Genomic DNA, 20,328 nt, shown 5'->3' on the forward strand with positions numbered 1-20,328 from the left:
GGGCGGCTACAGGTTGAAACCGCCGGTGACCTCGATGTCCTGCGCGGTGACCCAGCGGCCGCCGTCGGACAGGAGGAACGCGATGACGGAGCCGGCGTCGTCGGGCTCGCCGAGGCGGCCGAGGGCGGTGCGCCCGACGAGCTCGGCGGTCAGCTCGGGGTACTCCTCGAACGCGCCGCCGGCGAACGGGGTGCGCGTGGGGCCCGGGGAGACCGAGTTGACGCGGATGCCGCGCGGCCCCAGCTCCTTGGCGAGGTAGCGGGTCAGCACGATGACGGCGCCCTTCATGGACCCGTAGGCCGAGTAGCCCTCCGACAGCCCGGCCGTGCCCGCGGAGCTGCTGGCGGTGTTGACGATGGCGCCGCCGTCCTCGATCAGCGGGAGCAGCGCCTGGGTCACCAGGTAGGGGCCCTTGAAGATGACGCGGTAGAAGTCGTCGAGCTGCTGCTCCGTGGTGTCCGCGAACAGGGTGCCGCCGCCGTACCCGGCGTTGTTGACCAGGCCCGTGACCGTGCGGGCGCCCCAGGTCTCGGCCAGCGCGCGCTCGACGGCGCCGCGGAACGCGGGGAACGTGGCGCTGTCGCCGACGTCGAGCGGGAGCGCGACGGCGGTGCCACCCGCCTCCTCGATGCGGGCGACGGTCTTCAGGGCGCCGTCCCGGTTCGCGTTGTAGGTGACGACGACGCCGGAGCCGCCCTCCGCGGCGCGGATCGCGGCGGCCTGCCCGATGCCGGAGCTGGCCCCGACGACGATGGTGATCGACATGTCTGCCTCTTGTCCTGGTGGTGTGATTGCCGGATAGTGCTGCTGGTCTCGTGCGTGGGGCCGAGGGCGTGCTGTCCTGACTCCTCGACAATTCAAGGCCCTACGGGAATGTGGCGGGGAGGGCGTTCCTCGCGGGTTCTTGCCTGATCCTGCTCCGGTCGTCACGATGGGACGGACGAGGAGGAGGCTGGTCGGCATGGACGAGGTGCGTGGGCTGGACGAGCTGCGCGAACTGATGGACCGGCGGGTGCCCGCAGGCACCAGCGAGCCGCTGCCCGGGGTGTTCCTCTCGCGCGAGACGCGGCCGGGCAGCCCGGAGGCGTCGACGACGGGCACCACGTTCGCGCTCATCACGCAGGGCACCAAGGAGCTGCGGCTGGGCGCCGAGACCGTCGCGTACGGGCCGGGCGAGTACCTGGTCACGTCGATCGACCTGCCCGTGATCGGCCGGTTCACGCGGGCGAGCGAGGAGGCGCCGGCGCTGGGCTTCGGGATGACGCTGACCGCCCCCGCCATCGCGGAGCTGCTGCTGACGGCGGAGACGACGGCGGGGGCTCCCGCTGCCGCCGGAGCCGGCCCGTCCTCCGCTGGCCTCGCAGGCCGCGGCCCCGCCGTGCGCGCGCTGGCGACGAGCCGGGCGCCCGCGGAGCTGCTGGACGCCGTCGGGCGGCTGATCCGGCTGCTGGACCGGCCGCGTGACCTGCCCGTGCTGGGTCCGATGGTGCAGCGCGAGATCCTGTGGCTGCTGGTCACGGGGCCGCAGGGTGACGCCGTCCGGCAGCTCGGGCTGGCCGACAGCAAGGTCAGCCGGGTCAGCGGCGTCGTGCAGTGGATCCGGGACAACGCCGCCGAACCGGTCCGCATCGAGGAGCTCGCGCGGCGCGCGGGCCTGAGCGTGTCCGCCTTCCACCGCACGTTCCGCACGGTCACCGGGTCGAGCCCGCTCCAGTTCCAAAAGCAGCTCCGGCTGGCGACGGCGCGCCAGATCCTCGCCTCACGGGACACCAGCGTCGCGCGCGTCGCGTTCGACGTCGGCTACGAGAGCGCGGCCCAGTTCAACCGGGAGTACCGGCGGCTGTTCGGCGCCCCGCCGGGCCGGGACCGGGCGAGGCGGGTGAGCGCGGGCGCCGCTGGCTGATCCCGGCCGGTGGGAGACCATGCACCTGCTGCCAGCGGGGCGGCTCCTCTGGCAGCAGATGCATGGTCACATTGCGGTGGCCGACGCCGGCGTCAGGCGTCCGGGACCAGGCGGCGCAGCACCGGCTCCGCCGCCGCGACGACGTCGGGCCCGGAGATCGCGCCGGACAGCCACAGACTCGCGAAGCCGTGCGCGACGGACCAGGCGGCGCGCGCGCCGTCGGCGTCGGGGGCCAGGCCCGCGAGCGCCCCGGATGCCGCCTGCTCGGCCGCGCGCAGGTCGGCGTCGTCGCCGTGCAGGAGGCTGCGGTCGAACATGACGGCGAAGTGCCCGGGGTGGTCCACGGCGAACCGCACGTAGGCGACGCCGGCGGCGAGCAGGTCGTCGCCCGCCTCGGCGAGGGCCTCGGCGAGCAGCGTGAAGCCCTCGGTCGCGACGGCCATGAGCACGCCGGCCTTGTCGCCGAAGTGGTGGGCGGGCGCCGCGTGGGAGACCCCGGCGAGCCGGGCGAGCTCGCGCAGGCTCAGCCCGGCGGGCCCGCGCTCGGCGACGGCGGTCGCGGCGGCGTCGGTCATGGTCCGGCGCAGGTCGCCGTGGTGATAGCTCATGCGGCTCCGGTCTCCCTGTGTTCTACGTTCAGCCGAACTTGCCATTGACAAGATAGCACCCGCGGTGGTGAGGTGTCGCACGAACTTGTCGCCGTCAAGATTGGACCCCGGCCATGCCCGTTCCCCTGCCCGTCCTGCTGATCACGGTCACGGCGCTCGCGCGCCTGCTCGGCCTGCTCGCGGTCCCGGCCCTCGACTCCTGGCACGACGCCGCCCGGGTCGGCGTCGCCGCCGTCTACCTGCTCGCGGCGTCGGGGCGGCTGATCCCCCGCGTCCGCGCGGACCTCGTGCGCATGGTGCCGCCGGGCCTGCCGCGCCCCGACATGCTGGTCGCGGGCACCGGGGTCCTGGAGCTCGCCGGGGCGATCGGCCTGCTGGTCCCGACGACGGCGTCCGCCGCGGCGATCTGCCTCGGGCTCCTGACGCTCGCCATGACGCCGGCGAACATCTCGGCGGCGCGACGCGGCGTCCTGTTCGGCGGTCAGCCGCCCACCCCGGTCGGACGCCGTCTGGCGGAACAGGCCCTCTACCTGGCGGCACTGTCGGCGATCGTCTGGCTCCCCTTCTGACGGCGTGCCGCCGCCCGCCCGCCGCCTGCCGCCTGCCGCCTGCCGCCTGCCGCCCCAGCCCTCCGGGCAGGTGTTGACCACAGCGGTTGCTGCCAGACGAGGGGGTCGCCTGGCAGCAACCGCTGTGGTCAACCGCTGCTGGCAGGAGGTGCTGTGGTCAGTTGTCGGACTACGGCTGGTAGGGGCGGGGGCGGGGCTGGACGCGTTGCTGGCGGGTCCAGCCTCGCCAGCCGCGCTCCTCCAACAGCGACTCCAGGCGCCGGCCCGCCGGGATCGAGTCGAGGGCGAGCGAGTCGAACATCTCGACGAGCCCGCGCTCCATCTCGCTGGACGCGCCGCCGGCCTCGCCGCCGGTCCCGTCCCTGCTCCCGGCACCGCTCCCCTCGCCCACCCCGCCGCCCGGGGCGGAGCCAGCCCCGCCACCCGACCACCCGGCGTGACGGTCCAGGACCGCCGCCACCTTGTCGGCCAGGCCGGGCAGCCGCGGGTCGTCGGGCGCCCAGTCGATCCCCTCGCCGATCGAGCGCAGGAGGTCGACGAACTCGGCGTCGTCCAGCAGCAGGCCCTTGTCCGCCATGGCGGCGGCGACCTGCTCGGGAGGGTACGCGGCGAGGGTCAGGATCCAGCTGTCCCGCTCGATCGCGACGACCCGTTCGGGGACGCCGAGCTCCCGCCACCGGTCCAGGTAGGCGGTGCCCTCGGGCGGCAGGGCCAGGCTGTCGCCCGCGGCGAGCCGCGCGATGCGCTCCCGGTGCCGTTCGCGTTCCTCGATCTCCGAGCGGAGCCGGGCGTCGATCTCGGCGACGGCGGCCGTGAACTCCTCCTCGGTGGCGCGCAGCAGCTCCTGGACGCGGGCCAGCGGCACGCCGGCGTCGGCCAGGATCTTGACCCGGATCAGGTCCACGACGTCCTGCGCCCCGTACCGGCGGTAGCCGGAGTGGTCGCGCTCGGGCTCCGGCAGCAGCCCGACGGCGTGGTAGTGGCGGACGGCGCGCGCCGTCACCCCGACGTACGCCGCGACCTGCGCGATAGTCAGCACGCCCTCATCTTCCCCTCCGACCTACCGCGGTCAGCTCACGGCGGGACCAGACATAGCCCGCCAGACCGATCGCGACGCACCAGACGACGGCGGTCCAGCCGTCCGAGCCCACCGGAGCGCCCGACGTCAGGGCGCGCAGCGTCTCGATGACCGGCGTGAACGGCTGGTGCTCGGCGAAGTGCCGCAGCCCGGGCGGCATCTGCTCGGTCGGGACGAAACCGCTGCTCACGAACGGCAGCACCATGAGGACCAGCGGGGTGTTGCTCGCCGTCTCGATGCTGCCGGCGGCCAGCCCCATCGCGACCGTCAGCCAGGTGAACGAGAACGCCAGGAGCAGCACGAGCCCAGCGACGCCGAACCAGCCGGCGACCCCGGCCGCCGACCGGAAGCCGAGCAGCAGCGCGAACCCGACCATGACCGTCAGCGCGAGCAGGGTGCGGATCACGGCGCCGAGCACGTGCCCGGTCAGCACCGAGACCTGGGCGATGTCCATGGTCCGGAAGCGGTCGAACATCCCGCCCGTGCGGTCGATGGCGACGGCGACGGCGGTCCCGTTCGCGACGCTGGCCACCGTCATGATCCAGATGCCGGGCACCAGGTAGTTGAGGTAGTCGGCGCGGCCGCCTCCGCCGTCGACCGGGAGGCCCGCGCCGAGCGTGCCGCCGAAGACGTAGACGAACAGCAGCAGGAACACGACGGGGATCGCGATCAGCATGAGCGCGAGCGACGGGTAGCGGCTCAGGTGCCGCAGGTTGCGGCGCAGCATCGTCACCGAGTCGCGGACGGCGTAGGTGGTGCTCATCGTGCATCCACCTCCGGGGCGACGGTGTCGATGTCGGCCGTGGCGGTGTCGACTGGGCCCGCGGCGTGCCCCGTGAGCGCGAGGAACACGTCGTCGAGGCTGGGCGCGTCGCCCGGGACCTGCGCCTTGAGCTCGGCGGGCGTCCCCTCGGCGACGAGCGTGCCGGCGTCGAGCACGCCGACGCGGTCCGCCAGGGCGTCGGCCTCCTCGAGGTACTGCGTGGTCAGGAGCACGGTGACGCCGTCGGCCACCTGCTCCCGGACCACCTGCCAGACGGCGCGGCGGCTGCGCGGGTCGAGCCCCGTCGTCGGCTCGTCGAGGAAGATCAGCCGCGGCCGGGTGATGAGCGTCATCGCGAGGTCCAGGCGGCGCTGCATGCCGCCGGACCAGGTCAGGGCGCGGCGGTCGGCGGCGTCGGTCAGGTCGAACCGGCCGAGCAGGGTCGCGACGTCGCGGACGGCGGCCCGCTTGTCGAGGTGGCTCAGGTCGGCCATGAGCCGCAGGTTCTCGCGGCCCGTGAGGAACATGTCGATCGCCGAGAACTGGCCCGTGACGCCGATCGCCGACCGCACCCGGGCGGGCTCCCGGCGGACGTCGTGCCCGGCGACCCGCACCGTGCCGGCGTCGGCCGCGAGCAGCGTGGACAGGACGTTCACCATGGTGGTCTTGCCCGCGCCGTTCGGCCCCAGCAGGGCGTAGACGGAGCCGGCGGGGACGGCGAGGTCGACGCCGTCGAGCACGTGATGGTCACCGTAGGACTTGTGCAGCCCGGCGACCTCGATCGCGGGGCCTTCTGAGGCGGGGGCTTCTGGAGCGGGGGTGTCTGGTGTGGTCATGACCGCAGCGTGCAGGGTTGCCGCTACGGCAAGGTCAAGCCCTTCGGCGCAGGACGACGCCGGCGGCGCGAGCCGGTCAGCGGGCGTATCCCCCGCCAGGCACGTCGAAGGCCTCCTCCAGCGTGGTGATGCCGGCGTCGTCCAGGTACGCCGTCAGGTCGCGGCCCACCCAGCGCAGGTGCCAGGCCTCGGGGGCGTACCCCGTCACCGCGCTGTTCTGCGGCGTGTACCGGACCAGGAAGCCGTAGGTCGTGGCGTGCTCGGCGACCCACCGGCCCTCCGGCGTCCGGCCGAAGCACGGCTCGAAGTCGCACTCCGGCCGCGTCGTGCCGCCGACGTCGACCGCCAGTCCCGTCTGGTGCTCGCTGTGCCCGGGCCGCGCGGAGACGGCGTCCGCCTGCGCCGCGCCGAGCTGCGCCACCCAGCCCTCGTAGACCGCGGCCTGCTTGGCGTAGCCGCGGTAGGCGCTGCGCAGCGTGAGGCGGACGCCGTCGGCGTCGGCGGCGGCCAGCAGGGCGGTGAGGTCGGGCGCGACGTCGGGCCGGACCAGGTAGCCGCGCACCGTGGTGAGGTCGGGCTCGTGGTCGACCGGGTCGAGCGGCGTGCGCTTGTTCACGACCACCCACGGGCTCGCCGGGTCGGTGGCCGAGCGGGCGGAGAGGTCCAGGTTCTGCGCGGGGTCCTCCTGGCCGACGGCGGACGCGTCGGCGGGGCGGGCGGCGTCCGGTCGTGAACCGTCCGGGTCTGGGCCGTCCGGGTCCTGGCTGTCCGAGCCGACGGCGGCGGCACGCTCGTCCGTGCCGGCCTGCGCCCTGGCGGGCTCCGGCGTCGTCCCGGCTGCTGCGGCTGGCGCCTCGGCGGACGCCTCCCCCGCGCCCGTGCCCGACTGTTCGCTCGACGCCGGTCCTGACGCAGCCCCGGCCGCCTGCCCCGAACCCGGCAGACCAGAGGTGGCGGCGCCTGCGGCGCACCCGCTGAGCAGTGTCGTCGTGGCAAGGAACGTCGCGGCCGCGAGGACGACGACGGCGCGCGGTACGGGCGAGATGTCCGGGAAGGTGGTCACACCGGCGTCGTGTGCGGCGGCCCGCGCGCGATGTCAGCGCCGGGCTGTGACGTGGGCAACATCCGGGACGTGACATGGGCGAGCGGCTGCCGGACACACTGTCCCGGAAGCACCTCCCGCAGCAGGCGGGAACCCGCGCCCGAGACCGACCACCCGGACACCGACGGAGAACCCGGAGCCCGCCCTGCCGATCCTGCCCACCGACACCGAGCCGCACGCCGGCACGCACGGCCCGCTCACGCCCGCGCGCACCGAGGAGCTCTTCGCCGCGCACGCCCGCGCCGTGTACCGGTACGCCCGCGCCCGGATGCCCGCCGCCGAGGCGGAGGACGTCGTGGCCGAGGTCTTCGCGATCACGTGGCGCAAGGGCGAGGTGCCGGACAACCCGCGGGCGTGGCTCCTCGGCGTCGCGCGCCGGGTGATGGCCAACCAGGCGCGCGCACGGCACCGGCGGACCGCCCTCGTGGAACGGGTGCGCACGCACCCGGCCCCGACCGGCGCCGACGACGTCCGCCTGGTCGGGGAGCTCGACGAGCTCACCCGCGCTATGAACCTGCTCCGGCCCACCGACCGGGAGGTCATCGCGCTGCTCGCCGCCGCGGAGCTCACCACCGCGGAGGTCGCCCAGGTCCTGGGCTGCACGACGGCGCTCGCGGCCACCCGGGTGCACCGTGCCCGACGCCGCCTGCGCGCGGCGTACGACCGGCTGACCGAGGAAGGAGCCTGACGTGGCAGACGACGAGCTGACCCGCGCCCGCCGCGCGCTGCGCGAGGCCGACACCGAGCTCGACCTGGCGCGGGCGTACGCCGAGTCCCGCGCGCGGGCGGATGGACGGACGCGGGCCGAGGGGCGCGCATCCGGGCAGGACGCCGACCCCGACGAGTCCTGGGCCGACGCCGGGAACGTCGAGGTGCTGCTCCGTGACGCCTCGGAGCCGGGGCGGGTCCAGGCCGGACGTCGGCCCACGTCGTCGGCGTCGCGGCGCGGACACGCCCTCGCGTGGACGACGGCAGCGGCCGCCGTCGTCGCCGGAGTCCTCGCGCTGAGCCTGACCGGCACCCCGGGACCGGGCGCCCTTCCAGGCTCGGCCCCCGGCGCCGGCACGCCAGGGACGAGCACCCCGAGTGCGTCGCCGTCGTCCACCACCTGGCTGACGCCGGGCGAGGTGGTGACCCGCGCGGGCAAGGCGATGTCGGGCGGGGAGTGCGGCGCGAAGATCCGCTCGACCCTCGGCGACGCGTCGACGCTGCGCTTCGTCCCCGCCGACGCCCGGCTCGAGACGCCCAAGGCCCCGCTGGACCAGTTGCCGCTGGAGGTGCTGCAGGCGTCGACGGCCGCCGTCGTGCTCGGACTCGCCGGCTACGACGGCACCAACCAGCGGCTGCACGACGACCTCGGGATCTCGGAGCGGGACGGGCAGACGGTCGCCCGCATCGGCGTCACGCCGTCGGACGCGCAGGTGCAAGGCGGCGACGTGACCCGCGTCGAGCTGCTCGTCGACACCACGACCTGGCTGCCGGTCTCCGGCGAGATCTGGGCGGAGTCCGACGGCGGCAAGCAGATCCAGGTGCGCAGCGAGCTGAGCTGGTCGGGGTGCACCGTGCCGAGCGCGGCGCCGACGGAGGAGAGCCCCCCTCCGCGCTAGGCTCCCGCGCGTGCTCCGCCCCGCCACACCCGCCGACCTCGACGACCTGGCCGCGTTCCTGCGCGCGGCCGACCTGACGGTCGCCGCCCTCGCGGAGCCCGCCGTCTGCCTCTGGCTGGAGCGCGACGACACCGGTGCTGTCGCCGCGACCACGGGGTTCGAGCTCGGCGCGGACGGCGAGCACGCGCTGGTCCGCAGCGTCGCCGTCCGGCCCGACCTGCGCGGCGCCGGGGACGGCCTCCGGCTGGCCCGCTTCGCCCTGGACCGGGCCGCCGACGCCGGGGCGCACGAGGCGTGGCTGTTCTCCCGCCGGTCGGGCGGCTTCTGGCAGAAGCTCGGCTTCGGCCCGACGACGACGCAGGCGCTCGCCGCCGCGCTGCCCGACGCCCACCAGGTCGCGCTGTTCCGCTCGACGGGGCAGCTCGACCGCGAGGTCGCCTGGCGACGTCGGCTGCCGGTGCCCGAACCGTTGCCGGGGCCGGGGCCGGGGCCGGGGCAGAAAACCGAGCCGGCGCCCGGGCCCGTGCGTGCTAGTTTCACCGCGTGAGGTCTCCAGAAGCATCCAGGTCAGGGCTGCCGGTACTCCGGTAGCCCGAGATGCCCCTGTAGAGAGCAGGGAGCCGAGCCCGTCGTGGGCCGGCCGCTCCGCCCCGCCGCACCTGTGAGCGGGCAGCTCCCGCGCATCCGAAGGGCCCGTAGTGCCGTCCCGGCCTACCCGTTCCCCTCCCCCTTCGGAGTCGTTCATGCCTGTCCTGCTGTACGTGCTCGCGGTCGCGGTCTTCGCGCAAGGCACGTCGGAATTCGTCCTCGCCGGACTCGTGCCCGGCATCTCCGCCGACCTGGGCGTCTCGCTCGCCCAGGCCGGATACCTCACCTCGGGCTTCGCGGTCGGGATGGTGGTCGGCGCGCCGCTGACCGCCGTCGTCGGACGCCGCCTCCCGCCCCGCTGGACCCTGTCCGCATGCCTGCTGGTCTTCGTCGCCGCGCATGTCGTGGGCGCGCTGACCGGCCAGTTCTCCGTGCTGCTCGGCACGCGGTTCGTGGCCGCGCTGGCGAACGCGGGCTTCCTCGCCGTCGCGCTCTCGACCGTGCCACGCGTCGTCCCGGCCGGTCGGCAGGCCCGGGCGCTGGCCGTGATCCTCGGCGGCACGACGCTCGCGCTCGTCGCCGGCGTCCCGGCCGGCGCGCTGCTCGGCGAGCTCTGGGGCTGGCGGTCGGCCCTATGGGCGATCGCCGGGGTGTCGGCGGCGGCGCTGGTCACCGTGGCGTGGCTGACGCCGGTTCAGCCGGGGGCCGGCTCCGGCTCCGGCTCCGGCTCCGGCTCCGGCTCCGGCTCCGGCTCCGGCTCCGGCTCCGGCTCCGGCTCCGGCTCCGGCTCCGGCTCCGGGGCAGAGTCTCGTACCGGGACAGGATCGGGCGCGTCGCCCGCCGTCGACAGGACGCCCGCTCGGGTGGGCCTGCGGGCGGAACTCGGCAATCTCCGGTCCCCCGTCCTGCGGCGGAACCTCGCGCTCGGGGTGCTGGTCAACGGCGCGACGTTCTGCGCGTTCACCTACCTGGCGGTCATCGTGACGGACGGCGCGGGCCTCGGCTCGCCGCTCGTGCCGGTGGTGCTGGCGCTGTTCGGACTGGGGGCGTTCGCCGGGGTCTCGGCAGCGGGCCGCCTCGCCGACCGGCACGGCGGCCTCCTGCTCGCTGTCGCCGGGCCGGCACTGCTCGCCGGCTGGGTCCTGTGGGCCGCGCTCGCCGTGGGCCCCGCTTCGCTCAGCCCAGACGTCGTCTGGGTACTCGCGCCGGTGCAGGGCGCGCTGTCGTTCGCCGTCGGCGGCACGCTGATCGCCCGCAGCATGGCGGCGGCCCACGCCGCCCCGACGCTGGGCGGCGCGTTCTCGACGGTCGCCCTCAACCTGGGCGCCCTGCTCGGCCCGGTGTTCGGCGGCGTCGCGCTCGGCCTGATCGGGACCGCCGGCCCGCTGCTGGTCAGCGCGGCGCTGGCCGCCGTCGCCGCCGCGCTGTGGTTCGCGACAGCCCGACGCCGCCCACAAGAGCCGGCCGTCTGACCGGCCCGACGTCGGCGGGCCGGGCGCTGACGAGCCCAGCGTCTGCCCGCGCCGTCGGGCCGTCTGCCCCTGACCGGCCATGCCCGCCCGGCCGCCCCTGAAGCTCAACCACTGACGGGCACCCGCCGACCAAACCGGACCATGCACCTGCTGCCAGAACGCCCACGCTCCTGGCAGCAGGTGCATGGTCCGCACCGCGCCCGACAGCCCACGCCCGACAGCCCCCCGGCCGGCCCCGCCACGCTCCCCCGACCCGGCCCGCGGCTGCGCCGCTTGGCACACTTTTTATCCGCACCATCGCGGCATCAACAAAACGTCCGAGGCGTGGACGGTTTGCCGACCACATCCCGGGCATGCCTACGATCAGATCTCATCATCCAGAGCGGTCGAGAGTCCTGGCTCCACGACACCGCAGCAACCTACCTCCGAGGCGCCAATCTCGGGGCAAGGTGCTAACGCCAGGTCCGATGGAGCTGATACGCATGGCAGTCACGAACACGCACCTTCCGAACGCCACCGTCCTGGGCTACCCGCGCATCGGCCGACGCCGCGAGCTCAAGCGCGCGGTCGAGTCCTTCTGGGCCGGCCGCACCACCGCCGACGAGCTGGAGGCCACCGCCCGCGACCTGCGGCTGGCCACCGCGCGCCGCCTCGTCGACCTGGGCCTGGAGGCCGGGACCGCCGCCGTCCCCGGCTCGTTCTCCTACTACGACCAGGTGCTCGACGCCGTCGCCCTGCTGGGCGCCGTGCCCGACCGGTTCGCCGGGCTCACCACCGACGGCGGCCGCCTGCCGCTGGACGCCTACTTCACCGTGGCTCGCGGCGAGGGCGACAACGCGCCGCTCGAGATGACCAAGTGGTTCGACACGAACTACCACTACCTGGTCCCGGAGATCGGCCCGGACACCCCGATCGGCTACACCGACGACCGCGCCGTGCGCGAGTTCACCGAGCTCGCGAACCCGGCCGACGGCGGCCAGGCCGTCGTCACCCGCCCCGCCTTCGTCGGCCCGGTCACGTTCCTCCTCCTGAGCAAGCCGGCGGACGGTTCGCCGGAGGGCTTCCGCCCCCTCGACCGGCTCGACGACGTCGTCGCCGCGTACGCCGACCTGCTCCGCGCGCTGGCTGCCGCGGGCGCGCCCTGGGTGCAGCTCGACGAGCCCGCCCTGGTCACCGACCTGCTGGACGTCCCCTTCGACGAGGTGGCCGACGCCGTCCGCCGCGCCTACACCGCGCTGGCGACCGAGCTCTCCCCCACCGCCGACGGCGACACCCCGGCGCAACGCCCCGCGATCCTGGTCACAGCCCCGTACGGCGACCTGCGCAGCGACGCCGGAGACGGCCTCGCCCTGCTGGCCGGCACCGACGTCGAGGCCGTCGCGATCGACCTGGTGCGCGGCGCCGTCCCCGCGGGCCCCGTGCCCGGCCTGGAGAACAAGACCCTGGTCGCGGGAGTGATCGACGGCCACAACATCTGGCGCGCCGACCTCGACGCCCGCCTCAGCACGCTGGAGGGCCTCGCCGCCCCGGGCTCCGGGCTCGGCGCCGGCGCACTCGCCGTCGGCACGTCGACGTCGCTGCTGCACGTGCCGCACGACGTCGCCGACGAGCCCCGCCTCGGCGAGGACCTGAAGTCCTGGCTCGCGTTCGCCGACCAGAAGGTCGGCGAGGTCGCCACGCTGGCCACGGGCCTGGCCGAGGGTCGCGCCGCGGTCGCGGACCGGCTCGCGGAGTCGACGGCGGCGGTGCGTTCGCGTGCGGCGGCGCCCGGCGTCGTCGTCCCGGAGGTGCGCGAGCGGACCGCCGCGCTGACGCCCGCCGACGGCGAGCGCGCGCCGTACGCGGAGCGTGCCGCCGCGCAGCAGGCGCGGCTGAACCTGCCCCCGCTGCCGACGACGACGATCGGGTCGTTCCCGCAGACCTCCGAGATCCGCAGCACGCGGGCCGCGTGGGTGCGGGGCGAGCTGTCCGACGCCGACTACACGGCCGCGATGCGCGCCGAGATCGCGAGCACGGTCGCGCTCCAGGAGGAGCTGGGCCTGGACGTGCTGGTGCACGGCGAGCCCGAGCGCAACGACATGGTGCAGTACTTCGCCGAGCAGCTCGACGGCTTCGCGACGACCGTCAACGGCTGGGTGCAGTCGTACGGCTCGCGCTGTGTGCGTCCGCCGATCCTGTGGGGCGACGTGTCCCGGCCCGCACCCCTGACCGTCGAGTGGACGGCGTACGCGGCGTCGCTGACGGACAAGCCGGTCAAGGGCATGCTCACGGGTCCGGTGACGATCCTGGCCTGGTCGTTCGTGCGCGACGACCTGCCCCTCGGCGACACCGCCGACCAGGTCGCCCTGGCGCTGCGCGACGAGGTGACCGACCTGGAGGCGGCGGGCATCGGCGTCGTGCAGGTGGACGAGCCTGCGCTGCGCGAGCTGCTGCCGCTGCGCCGTGCCGCGCACCCGGGCTACCTCGACTGGTCGGTGCGCTCGTTCCGGCTCTCGACCGCCGGGGCCGACACCGCGACGCAGGTGCACACGCACCTGTGCTACTCGGAGTTCGGGCAGGTCATCGGTGCGATCGACGGCCTCGACGCGGACGTCACGTCCGTGGAGGCGGCCCGCTCCCGCATGGAGATCGTCCCGGAGCTGGCCGACGCCGGGTACGGGCGCGGCATCGGGCCGGGGGTCTACGACATCCACAGCCCGCGCGTGCCGTCCGTCGACGAGGTGACCGACCTGGTCGAGCTCGCCGCCAAGTCGATCGACCCGCGGCTGGTCTGGGTCAACCCGGACTGCGGCCTGAAGACCCGCGCCTACGCGGAGACCAAGGAGTCCCTGGCCAACCTGGTCACCGCGGCCCGAACGGTCCGCGCCACCCTGTAACAGGTCGTTGAGTGCTGGGTATTTGTCGCTTCAGCTGCATCTGAGCCGCAAATACCCAGCACTCAACGGGTTCTAGGGGTCAGCCCACGCGCCACTTCTGGGCCGCGGTGCCGTTGCAGGTCCAGATCTGGAGCTGCGTGCCGTTCGCGCTGTTGCTGTTCGGCACGTCCACGCACTTGTTCGCGAGGATCGAGACCAGGTCGCCCGCCCCGCTCAGCGTGAACTGCTGCGCCGGGTTGCCGCTGCAGTTGGCGAGCTGCACGGCGGTGCCGTCGCCCGTGTTGGCCCCCGCGACGTCCATGCACTTGCCGCCCGCCCGCAGCGTGCCGTCGGCCTGGAACGCGAAGTTCTGCGCGCCGGTGCCGTTGCAGGTCCAGAGCTGCAGCCGCTTGCCGTCGGAGAAGTCCGAGTTCGGCACGTCGATGCACTTGCCCGCGAGCCCGACCAGCGGCCGGCCGCTGCCCCCGCCGCCGCCCGTGGTGGTGAGCTGCAGGCCGTAGTTGCTCAGGATCGGGTTGACCGGCTGATAGATGAACCGGCCGTTCGAGGAGCAGTCGCCGATGCGGCCCGAGGTGACGCCCTGCGCCTGGTTGCCCGAGAGCACCGAGCCGCCCGAGTCGCCACCCTCGGCGCACGCCGAGCCCGTGGCCATGCCCGGGATGTCGCCCGAGCCGTAGTTGATGGTCACGTTCTTCTCCTGGATGACGCCGCAGCGCCAGCCCGTGGTGCGACCAGAACGGCACACCGCCGCGCCGATGCCCTGCTCGTTCGAGCCGGCGACCGCCGTCGTGCCGCCCGCGTAGTTGTTCACCGCCGGGGTCGGCGTCCAATTGCCGTTGGTGCCCACCCAGGCCCAGTCGCGGCCCGGGAAGGTGGAGCCGCGGTAGGTGCCGAGCGCGGCACCGTCGGGCGCGTTGACCGGGTCGCCGGTCGAGCCGCAGTGCCCGGCCGTGACGAACCCGCCCGAGACCGCGAAGCCGATCGAGCACAGCGTCACGTACCCGTTGCCGAGCGGCTTGTGGAACTCGTCGCCGCCGCGGATGTCGCGCGCGGTCTGCGGCGCGACCTTCGACTTCTCCACGCGCACGACGCCGGCCGGCACGTCGGACTCGGCGATCATCGCCTTGGCCGCCGCGACGTCGGACGCCTCGACCACCACCTCGTTGGTGGCCGGGTCCGCGTACCAGGCGTGCACCGAGGTGGGGGCGCCCACGTCGTCGAGGGCCTCCTTCCACCCGTTCAGCTCGTCCAGGCTGTGGTCGACGACGACGGCGTCCGCGCCCGCCTCCTCGGCCACCTTGGCCGCGGCCGCGCTGGTCACGGCGACGCGCGGGGCGTCGGCGCCGTCGGGCAGCCAGGTGCCGCCGTAGCGGCCGCCGAGCTTTGCGGTGAGGTGGGCCTCGACGATCGCGGCGTCGGCGTCGCGGGCAAGGCGGCCGGGGATCTCGGCCTTGGTGAGGCCGAGGTCGCGCTCCATCGCGCGGACCTGGCCGCTGGGCAGGGTGTCTGGTGTGTCGGCGGCGTCGGCGGCCCGGACGTTCTCGGCGCTCTGTGCGCTCTGGGTTGCGGGGGCGGCGCCCGCCGCGCTCGCGCCCGTCAGTGCCGTGCCGACCATCAGCACGGCGGCTGACAGCGCTATCACGGAACGTGACGTTCTCAGGGATCGTGACATGGTGATGTGCTCCTCATCAGGCCTGGGGAACCTCGTGTGCCACGGAGCGTATTGACGCCGCCCCACCTCCAAAACGGTTGGGAGGACGCTGTGTGGAAAGTACCTATCCATCCCTTATGCGCTGACACGGCCCGAGGGGGCTGCCGGGGCCCCTCCTTGAGATCGGTCGGATGCGTTGAGACCGGTCCCCCGATGGACCGTTCTCAACGCAAAGGACCGATCTCAGTTGCCCACCCCAGGAGACTGCCGACCTCAGCAGCGAAGGGAACCGGAACAGCCCGACGGACAGCCACCCCGGATGTGAGCCCCCAGCCCCCAGCCCACAGGGGCACAGGGGCACAGGGGCCGAAATTTGAGATCGGTCTCTTGCGTTGAGACCGGTCCATCGGGTGACCGGTTTCAATGCAAGAGACCGATCTCAGGTGCCCGCGCCAGGAACCTGCCGACCTCGGCATGACATCCAGGCACCGGAGGGCTCGGCAGGGCGCACCCGCATAGCCCGACGGCCGGCCGGCCCTGCCCGTGAGACCGCCGAGGGGCTGCTCAGATCCGAACATCGAGATCGGTCGGTTGGGTTGAGATCGGTCCCCCGCTGGACCGGTCTCAACGCATCGGACCGATCTCAGTTGCACATCCCAGGAGACTGCTTACCTCGGCGGCAGCGCCTACCAGGGCAGCCCGACGGGCGGCCCACCCCGGCCGTGAAGCCGGGGCAGACCGCCCGTCGGGGTCCCGCGGGTCCCGCAGGTCCCGCAGGTCCCGCAGTGTGCAGGCCCCGCAGGGTGCAGGTCCCGCAGGGTGCAGGTCAGCCGCAGGCGGCCGCCTGGTACGGCACGGTCACCGTCTCGGTCGCCTTCTGACCGTCCACTGTCGCCGTGACGACCGCGGTCACCGCACCGGTGCCGACCCGTGCGGAGCCCGCGTCGAACGTGAGCTCGCCGCCGCCCTTCAGGGTCTGGGCACCGAAGTCGGTCGTGACCCGGACGGACGCGTCCTCGGCGCCGTCCACCACGACCCGCAGCGTCGAGTCGCCGTCGGCGCAGGCCGGGGCGGCCCACACCGTGACGCCGTCCGCCGCGTCCTCCGCCTTGCCGGCGGCCCGGGTCTCGGCCCGCGTCTCGGCGTCGGGCGCTGCGGCGGCCTTGAGCGGCACGACGTCGGCGCCCGCCCCCTGGTCCGCGAGGAGCTGGACCTCGGCAAGCGACAGGTCGCCGTCTGCAGCGGCCCCACCACCAATGACAGCCGACCCCTCCACCACGATCCGCAGCTGCCCGTACTCCGCCGGGTCCTCCACCTCGAACGTCCGGGTCTGCAGCGCCCAGCGGAACTCCTGCCCGGACCGCTCGTCGAGCACGGTCCACGACTCCCCGTCGTCCGACCCCTCCAGGCGCCAGGCCGACGGCGCCGCCGTGCCCGCCACCCCCGAGGTGAGCGTGTACGTGCCCACCGTGGCCGCAGTCCCGGACCCGTCCCACGTGATCGTCGGCGTGCCGGTCGCGAACGTGGTGCGCGTCGCCGAGGTGTCGTCCACCAGCGCGTCGGCGTCAGCAGCCGACCCGTCGGCAACAACAACAGTCCCAGTCGCCGTCGCGTCCCTGGAAGGCGTCGGCGGCTCGTCGCCCTCCGTGAGCGACGGCGGCGCGTCGTCCGCCCCGGTGCCCCACGCGGACGGCTCCGGCCCCATCACGAAGTCCAGCCGGGCACCGCCCGACAGGTCCTCCTGCGACAGCGACGTCGACGTCCGCGACTTCCCGTCCACGCGCAGCGACTGCACGTAGACGTTCTCCACGGAGTTGCCCCGCGCGTTGATCACGAGGTCGCCGTCGGGCAGGTGCACGGTCGCCTTGTCGAACAGCGGCGAGCCGATGGCGTACTGGTCCGACCCGACCTGCAGCGGGTAGAAGCCGAGCGCGGCGAAGATCCACCACGACGACATCTCGCCGTTGTCCTCGTCGCCCGGGTAGCCCTGGCCGATCTCGCTGCCCACGAAGAGCCGGCGCGTGACCTCCCGGACGATCTCCTGGGTCTTGTGCGGCGCGCCCGCGGCGTCGTACAGCCACGGGATGTGGTGGGAGACCTGGTTGCTCATGCCCCACTGGCCGAGCCGGATGTCTCGCGCCTCGCGCATCTCGTGGATGACGCCGCCGTAGCCGCCGGTGTGGGTGGCGTCCTCGGGCGTGGCGAAGAAGGTGTCGAGCTTGTCCTCGAGGCCCTGCTGCCCGCCGTAGAGGTTGCCGAGGCCGCGCGGGTCCTGGGGCGCGTGGAACGAGAAGTTCCAGCCGCTGGTCTCGGTGTAGCCCCCGCCCCAGGTGCGCGGGTCGTAGTCCTCGGGCGCGTTGAGGAACGAGCCGTCGGCGTGCCGCGGCTGGAAGAAGTCGATCTCCGGGTCGAAGAGCTCGCCGTAGTGCGTGGCGCGCTCCAGGAAGTAGGCCGACTCCTCCCGCAGCGTCTCGCGCCGCTCCCGGGGAACCCGGCGGTCCTCGGCGAGCGCCGCGGCCATGTTGCCGATGCCGAAGTCGTTGATCAGCCCCTCCAGGCCCCAGGAGACGGACTCGTGGGTGCTCTCCGGCGTGAAGCCGAGGAACGGTGAGGTCTCCAGGCCCTTGCGGCCCACGGCGTTGTTCGGCGGGGCCACGGTGCCGTTCTTCAGCGCGGCGTCGTAGGCGTCGAGCGCCTTGTCGGTGGGCAGGGAGCCCTTGAGGTAGGCGTCGGCGAACGCGACGTCCGACGACGTGCCCGTCATGAGGTCGGCGTAGCCCGGGGAGGACCAGCGCGCGATCCAGCCGCCGTCGCGGTACTGCTGCGTGAACCCGTCGACGAGCTCCTCGGCGATCTCCGGGTACAGGAACGAGTACGCCGGCCAGGCCGTGCGGTACGTGTCCCAGAACCCGTTGTTCACGTAGATCTTGCCGTCGGCGATCTTCGCGTTCGTCGCGGTGTCGGTCGCCTCGCCCGACGGCGCGGTCACGGGGCTCGCGTACTGGTACACGGGCCGCTTGGCGGTGCCGGTGTTCTCGAACTGCGAGTTCGGGTAGAGGTTGAGGCGGTACAGGTTGGAGTAGAGCGTGACGAGCTCGTCCTCGCTGCCGCCCTGCGTCTCGATGACGCCGAGCCGGTCGTTCCACTCACGCTCGGCCGCGCGCTGGACCTTCTCGAAGGAGCGGCCCGTGGCCTCCAGCGCGAGGTTGGCGCGCGCCTGCTCCAGCCCGATGAACGACGTCGCCACGCGCAGCTCGACCGTGCGGTCCTTGGTCGTGTCGAACGTCGCGTAGCGGGCGCCGGCGCGGTCGCCCGCCGCCTCTCCCACGGCCGACGGCGCGCGGTCGAACGTGCCGGTGACGTACATCCGGGTCCGTCCGACCGAGAGCCCGCTGCCGTTCTCGACCCAGCCGCTCAGCTCGCCGGTCGCGGCGTCGAACGACAGCTTCGAGGAGCCGGCGACGCGGTCGACGAGCACGTGGCCCTTGTTGTCCGAGGCACCCTTGGGGAACGTGTACCGCAGCACCGCCGCGTGGTCCGTCGGCGTCACCTCGGCCTTGATCCCGTCGGCGAAGGTCACGCCGTAGTAGTCGGGCCGGGCGGTCTCGTCGGCGTGGTCGAACGCCAGCCCGCGCGCGTCCAGGCCGCCGTCGGGCACGCCCGCGCCGGTGGCCGGCTGGAAGGCGAGCTGGTTGCGGTCGCCCATCCAGGGGCTGGGCTCGTGCGAGATGCCGATGCCCTGCAGCACCGGGCGGTTCTGCTCGTCGTTCGCGGCCTGGTACTCGTACAGCCAGGTCTGCGAGGAGGCGTTGGTCAGCGGCGTCCAGAAGTTGAAGCCGTTCGGCACGGCCGTGGCCGGCACGTTGTTGCCGCGCGAAAACGACCCGCTGGACAGCGTGCCGCGGCGGGTGTCCACGTAGCTGGTCAGGCTGCGCCCGTCGATCCGCTCCGGCTTGGCCTCGATGGCGACGTCGTCCAGCCAGCCGGCGAACTTCGTGGCGGCGGAGCCGGCGTCGTTGTCGTAGCCGAGCAGCACCTGGTCGATCGTCTTCCCCTTCGCGACCGACCCGAGGTCGACGCGCACGGAGTTCCACTGGTCGGCGTACAGGATCTTGCCCGCGCCCTGGCCGGCGGCCGTCGCGGCGGTGCCGTGCGCGTCGCGCGCGTCCAGGTCGGACAGGTAGGTGCCGTCGGTGAACCGCAGGTCCACGCTCGCGTAGGTGGACGGGTACTCCAGGTCGCCCAGCAGCTCGGGGAAGATCTTCCAGCTCAGGCGGGTGTCGCGCCCCACGCGGACGTCGACGTCGTCGTACAGGACGTTGGTCGCGTGCGCCGCGCCGTCGGCCTGGTGCCCGCCGTCGTACCGCAGGGAGGCGGTGCCGGTGAAGCCGACGTCCTTCTTGTTCGTGAGGTCCACGGTGGTGGGCCCGGAGCCGACGGCGGTGGTCATCGGCCGGTCCGCGGGCTGCTCGGTGAGGTCGGCGGACAGGTCCCAGTCGGCGAGCTGCACGATGCCCGCGCCCGCGTTCTGCGTGACGTCCAGCCGGAACCAGGTGTACGCGGCGGTCGGCCCGTCGAGCTCGAAGGTCCGCTGCTCGAAGCGGTCCTCGAACGCCTCGCCGGAGCGCTCGTCGAGGGTCTCCCAGGTCTCGCCGTCGGTGGAGCCCTGCAGGGTCCAGGCGCGCGGGTCCCGGTCGGCGAAGTCGTTCGCCGAGGTCAGCGCGTAGGCCGTGACCGCCGTCGGCTCGGTCATCTCGTAGGTGACCCAGCCGGTGGTCGCGAACGCGAGCCACTTCGTGGCCGACGACGCGTCTGCGAGGTTTGCCGCGCCCTCGTTCGGCAGGTTCTCCGCGCTGGCTCCGACGGCGGACACGCGGTCCAGCACGCTGCCCGGCAGCCCGACGACGAGCTCGCCGACGTTCTCCTGCCACGGCGCCCCGTCGCGCTCGGCCGGGGTGCTCTCCAGCGGCGCCGCGTCGTCGTCCTCGAAGGAGGTCGCGAAGTCGCCGCGCGCGCCGTGGCCGGGCCCCGTCGCCGTGCCCGGTGACGCAGCGACGCCCGGTGACGTGCCGGCGGGCGCCGCCAGCGCGGCGCCCGCAGGGATGGCAAGAACCAGGGCGAGCGCTCCCGAGAGAGCGGCGGCCGCCCGCCGGGATCTGGCCCGGCCGGTGACTATGGACATGGGTGGTCTCCCTCGTCGGCTGACAGCGCTGTCGCGTGCCGAACGTAGGTGCAGGCCAGCCCGGATGTCAACGGCAGGTCAGCGCGGCGGCAG

15 protein-coding genes and 1 riboswitch are annotated in these 20,328 nt (G+C 73.9%); of the genes, 7 read left to right on the plus strand and 8 right to left on the minus strand.

Annotated elements, in window-relative coordinates; translation table 11 throughout:
- Positions 1–6 precede the first annotated feature (6 nt).
- Positions 7–765 (minus strand): SDR family NAD(P)-dependent oxidoreductase, encoded by a 759-nt coding sequence (locus tag FHX71_RS10490; RefSeq protein ID WP_182616004.1) that lies wholly within the window; start codon positions 763–765, stop codon positions 7–9.
- Between the two features lie 196 nt (positions 766–961).
- Here FHX71_RS10490 and FHX71_RS10495 point away from each other — a divergent pair, with 196 nt between their 5' ends.
- On the plus strand, positions 962–1,903 hold the full coding sequence (locus FHX71_RS10495; protein ID WP_182616006.1) for an AraC family transcriptional regulator: 942 nt from the start codon (positions 962–964) through the stop codon (positions 1,901–1,903).
- A 92-nt stretch (positions 1,904–1,995) separates the two neighbouring features.
- On the opposite strand, the gene FHX71_RS10500 is transcribed toward FHX71_RS10495, so the two are convergent.
- Complete coding sequence (locus FHX71_RS10500; protein ID WP_182616008.1) at positions 1,996–2,511, minus strand: TetR/AcrR family transcriptional regulator; 516 nt, start codon at positions 2,509–2,511, stop codon at positions 1,996–1,998.
- A gap of 113 nt (positions 2,512–2,624) precedes the next feature.
- On the opposite strand from FHX71_RS10500, the gene FHX71_RS10505 reads away from it, so the two are divergent.
- The gene (locus tag FHX71_RS10505) at positions 2,625–3,080 is read left to right on the plus strand and encodes a DoxX family protein (RefSeq protein ID WP_182616010.1); all 456 of its coding nucleotides are present in this window, start codon (positions 2,625–2,627) and stop codon (positions 3,078–3,080) included.
- 169 nt (positions 3,081–3,249) lie between these two features.
- Here FHX71_RS10505 and FHX71_RS10510 read toward each other — a convergent pair whose 3' ends face one another.
- The 4 genes from FHX71_RS10510 to FHX71_RS30025 form a co-directional block, all read right to left on the minus strand.
- Positions 3,250–4,119, minus strand: a complete 870-nt coding sequence (locus FHX71_RS10510) for a MerR family transcriptional regulator (RefSeq protein ID WP_182616012.1) — start codon at positions 4,117–4,119, stop codon at positions 3,250–3,252.
- Between the two features lie 4 nt (positions 4,120–4,123).
- Complete coding sequence (locus FHX71_RS10515) at positions 4,124–4,921, minus strand: ABC transporter permease (protein ID WP_182616014.1); 798 nt, start codon at positions 4,919–4,921, stop codon at positions 4,124–4,126.
- Complete coding sequence (locus FHX71_RS10520) at positions 4,918–5,757, minus strand: ABC transporter ATP-binding protein (RefSeq protein ID WP_220489624.1); 840 nt, start codon at positions 5,755–5,757, stop codon at positions 4,918–4,920. The genes FHX71_RS10515 and FHX71_RS10520 overlap by 4 nt, the downstream gene beginning before the upstream one ends.
- 76 nt (positions 5,758–5,833) lie before the next feature.
- Positions 5,834–6,820, minus strand: a complete 987-nt coding sequence (locus FHX71_RS30025) for a M15 family metallopeptidase (RefSeq protein ID WP_182616016.1) — start codon at positions 6,818–6,820, stop codon at positions 5,834–5,836.
- 283 nt (positions 6,821–7,103) lie between these two features.
- Here FHX71_RS30025 and FHX71_RS10530 point away from each other — a divergent pair, with 283 nt between their 5' ends.
- The 5 genes from FHX71_RS10530 (at position 7,104) to metE (ending at position 13,402) form a co-directional block, all read left to right on the plus strand.
- On the plus strand, positions 7,104–7,547 hold the full coding sequence (locus tag FHX71_RS10530) for a sigma-70 family RNA polymerase sigma factor (RefSeq protein WP_312876997.1): 444 nt from the start codon (positions 7,104–7,106) through the stop codon (positions 7,545–7,547).
- A 1-nt stretch (position 7,548) separates the two neighbouring features.
- A complete protein-coding gene (locus FHX71_RS10535) occupies positions 7,549–8,466 on the plus strand; it encodes a hypothetical protein (protein WP_182616018.1) in 918 nt (305 codons plus the stop codon).
- A gap of 10 nt (positions 8,467–8,476) precedes the next feature.
- Positions 8,477–9,013, plus strand: a complete 537-nt coding sequence (locus tag FHX71_RS10540; protein WP_182616020.1) for a GNAT family N-acetyltransferase — start codon at positions 8,477–8,479, stop codon at positions 9,011–9,013.
- Positions 9,014–9,209: 196 nt separating this feature from the next.
- Complete coding sequence (locus FHX71_RS10545; RefSeq protein WP_182616022.1) at positions 9,210–10,526, plus strand: MFS transporter; 1,317 nt, start codon at positions 9,210–9,212, stop codon at positions 10,524–10,526.
- Between the two features lie 370 nt (positions 10,527–10,896).
- Positions 10,897–11,000, plus strand: a riboswitch (SAM riboswitch).
- A gap of 8 nt (positions 11,001–11,008) precedes the next feature.
- A complete protein-coding gene (gene metE / locus FHX71_RS10550) occupies positions 11,009–13,402 on the plus strand; it encodes a 5-methyltetrahydropteroyltriglutamate--homocysteine S-methyltransferase (RefSeq protein ID WP_246402499.1) in 2,394 nt (797 codons plus the stop codon).
- A 79-nt stretch (positions 13,403–13,481) separates the two neighbouring features.
- Here the strand turns inward: metE and FHX71_RS10555 are convergent, their stop codons facing one another.
- Positions 13,482–15,044, minus strand: a complete 1,563-nt coding sequence (locus FHX71_RS10555) for a ricin-type beta-trefoil lectin domain protein (protein ID WP_312876998.1) — start codon at positions 15,042–15,044, stop codon at positions 13,482–13,484.
- 835 nt (positions 15,045–15,879) lie between these two features.
- Complete coding sequence (locus FHX71_RS10560) at positions 15,880–20,235, minus strand: GH92 family glycosyl hydrolase (RefSeq protein ID WP_246402501.1); 4,356 nt, start codon at positions 20,233–20,235, stop codon at positions 15,880–15,882.
- Positions 20,236–20,328: the final 93 nt, after the last annotated feature.

It is taken from the genome of Promicromonospora sukumoe (assembly GCF_014137995.1).
Taxonomy (GTDB): Bacteria; Actinomycetota; Actinomycetes; order Actinomycetales; family Cellulomonadaceae; genus Promicromonospora; species Promicromonospora sukumoe.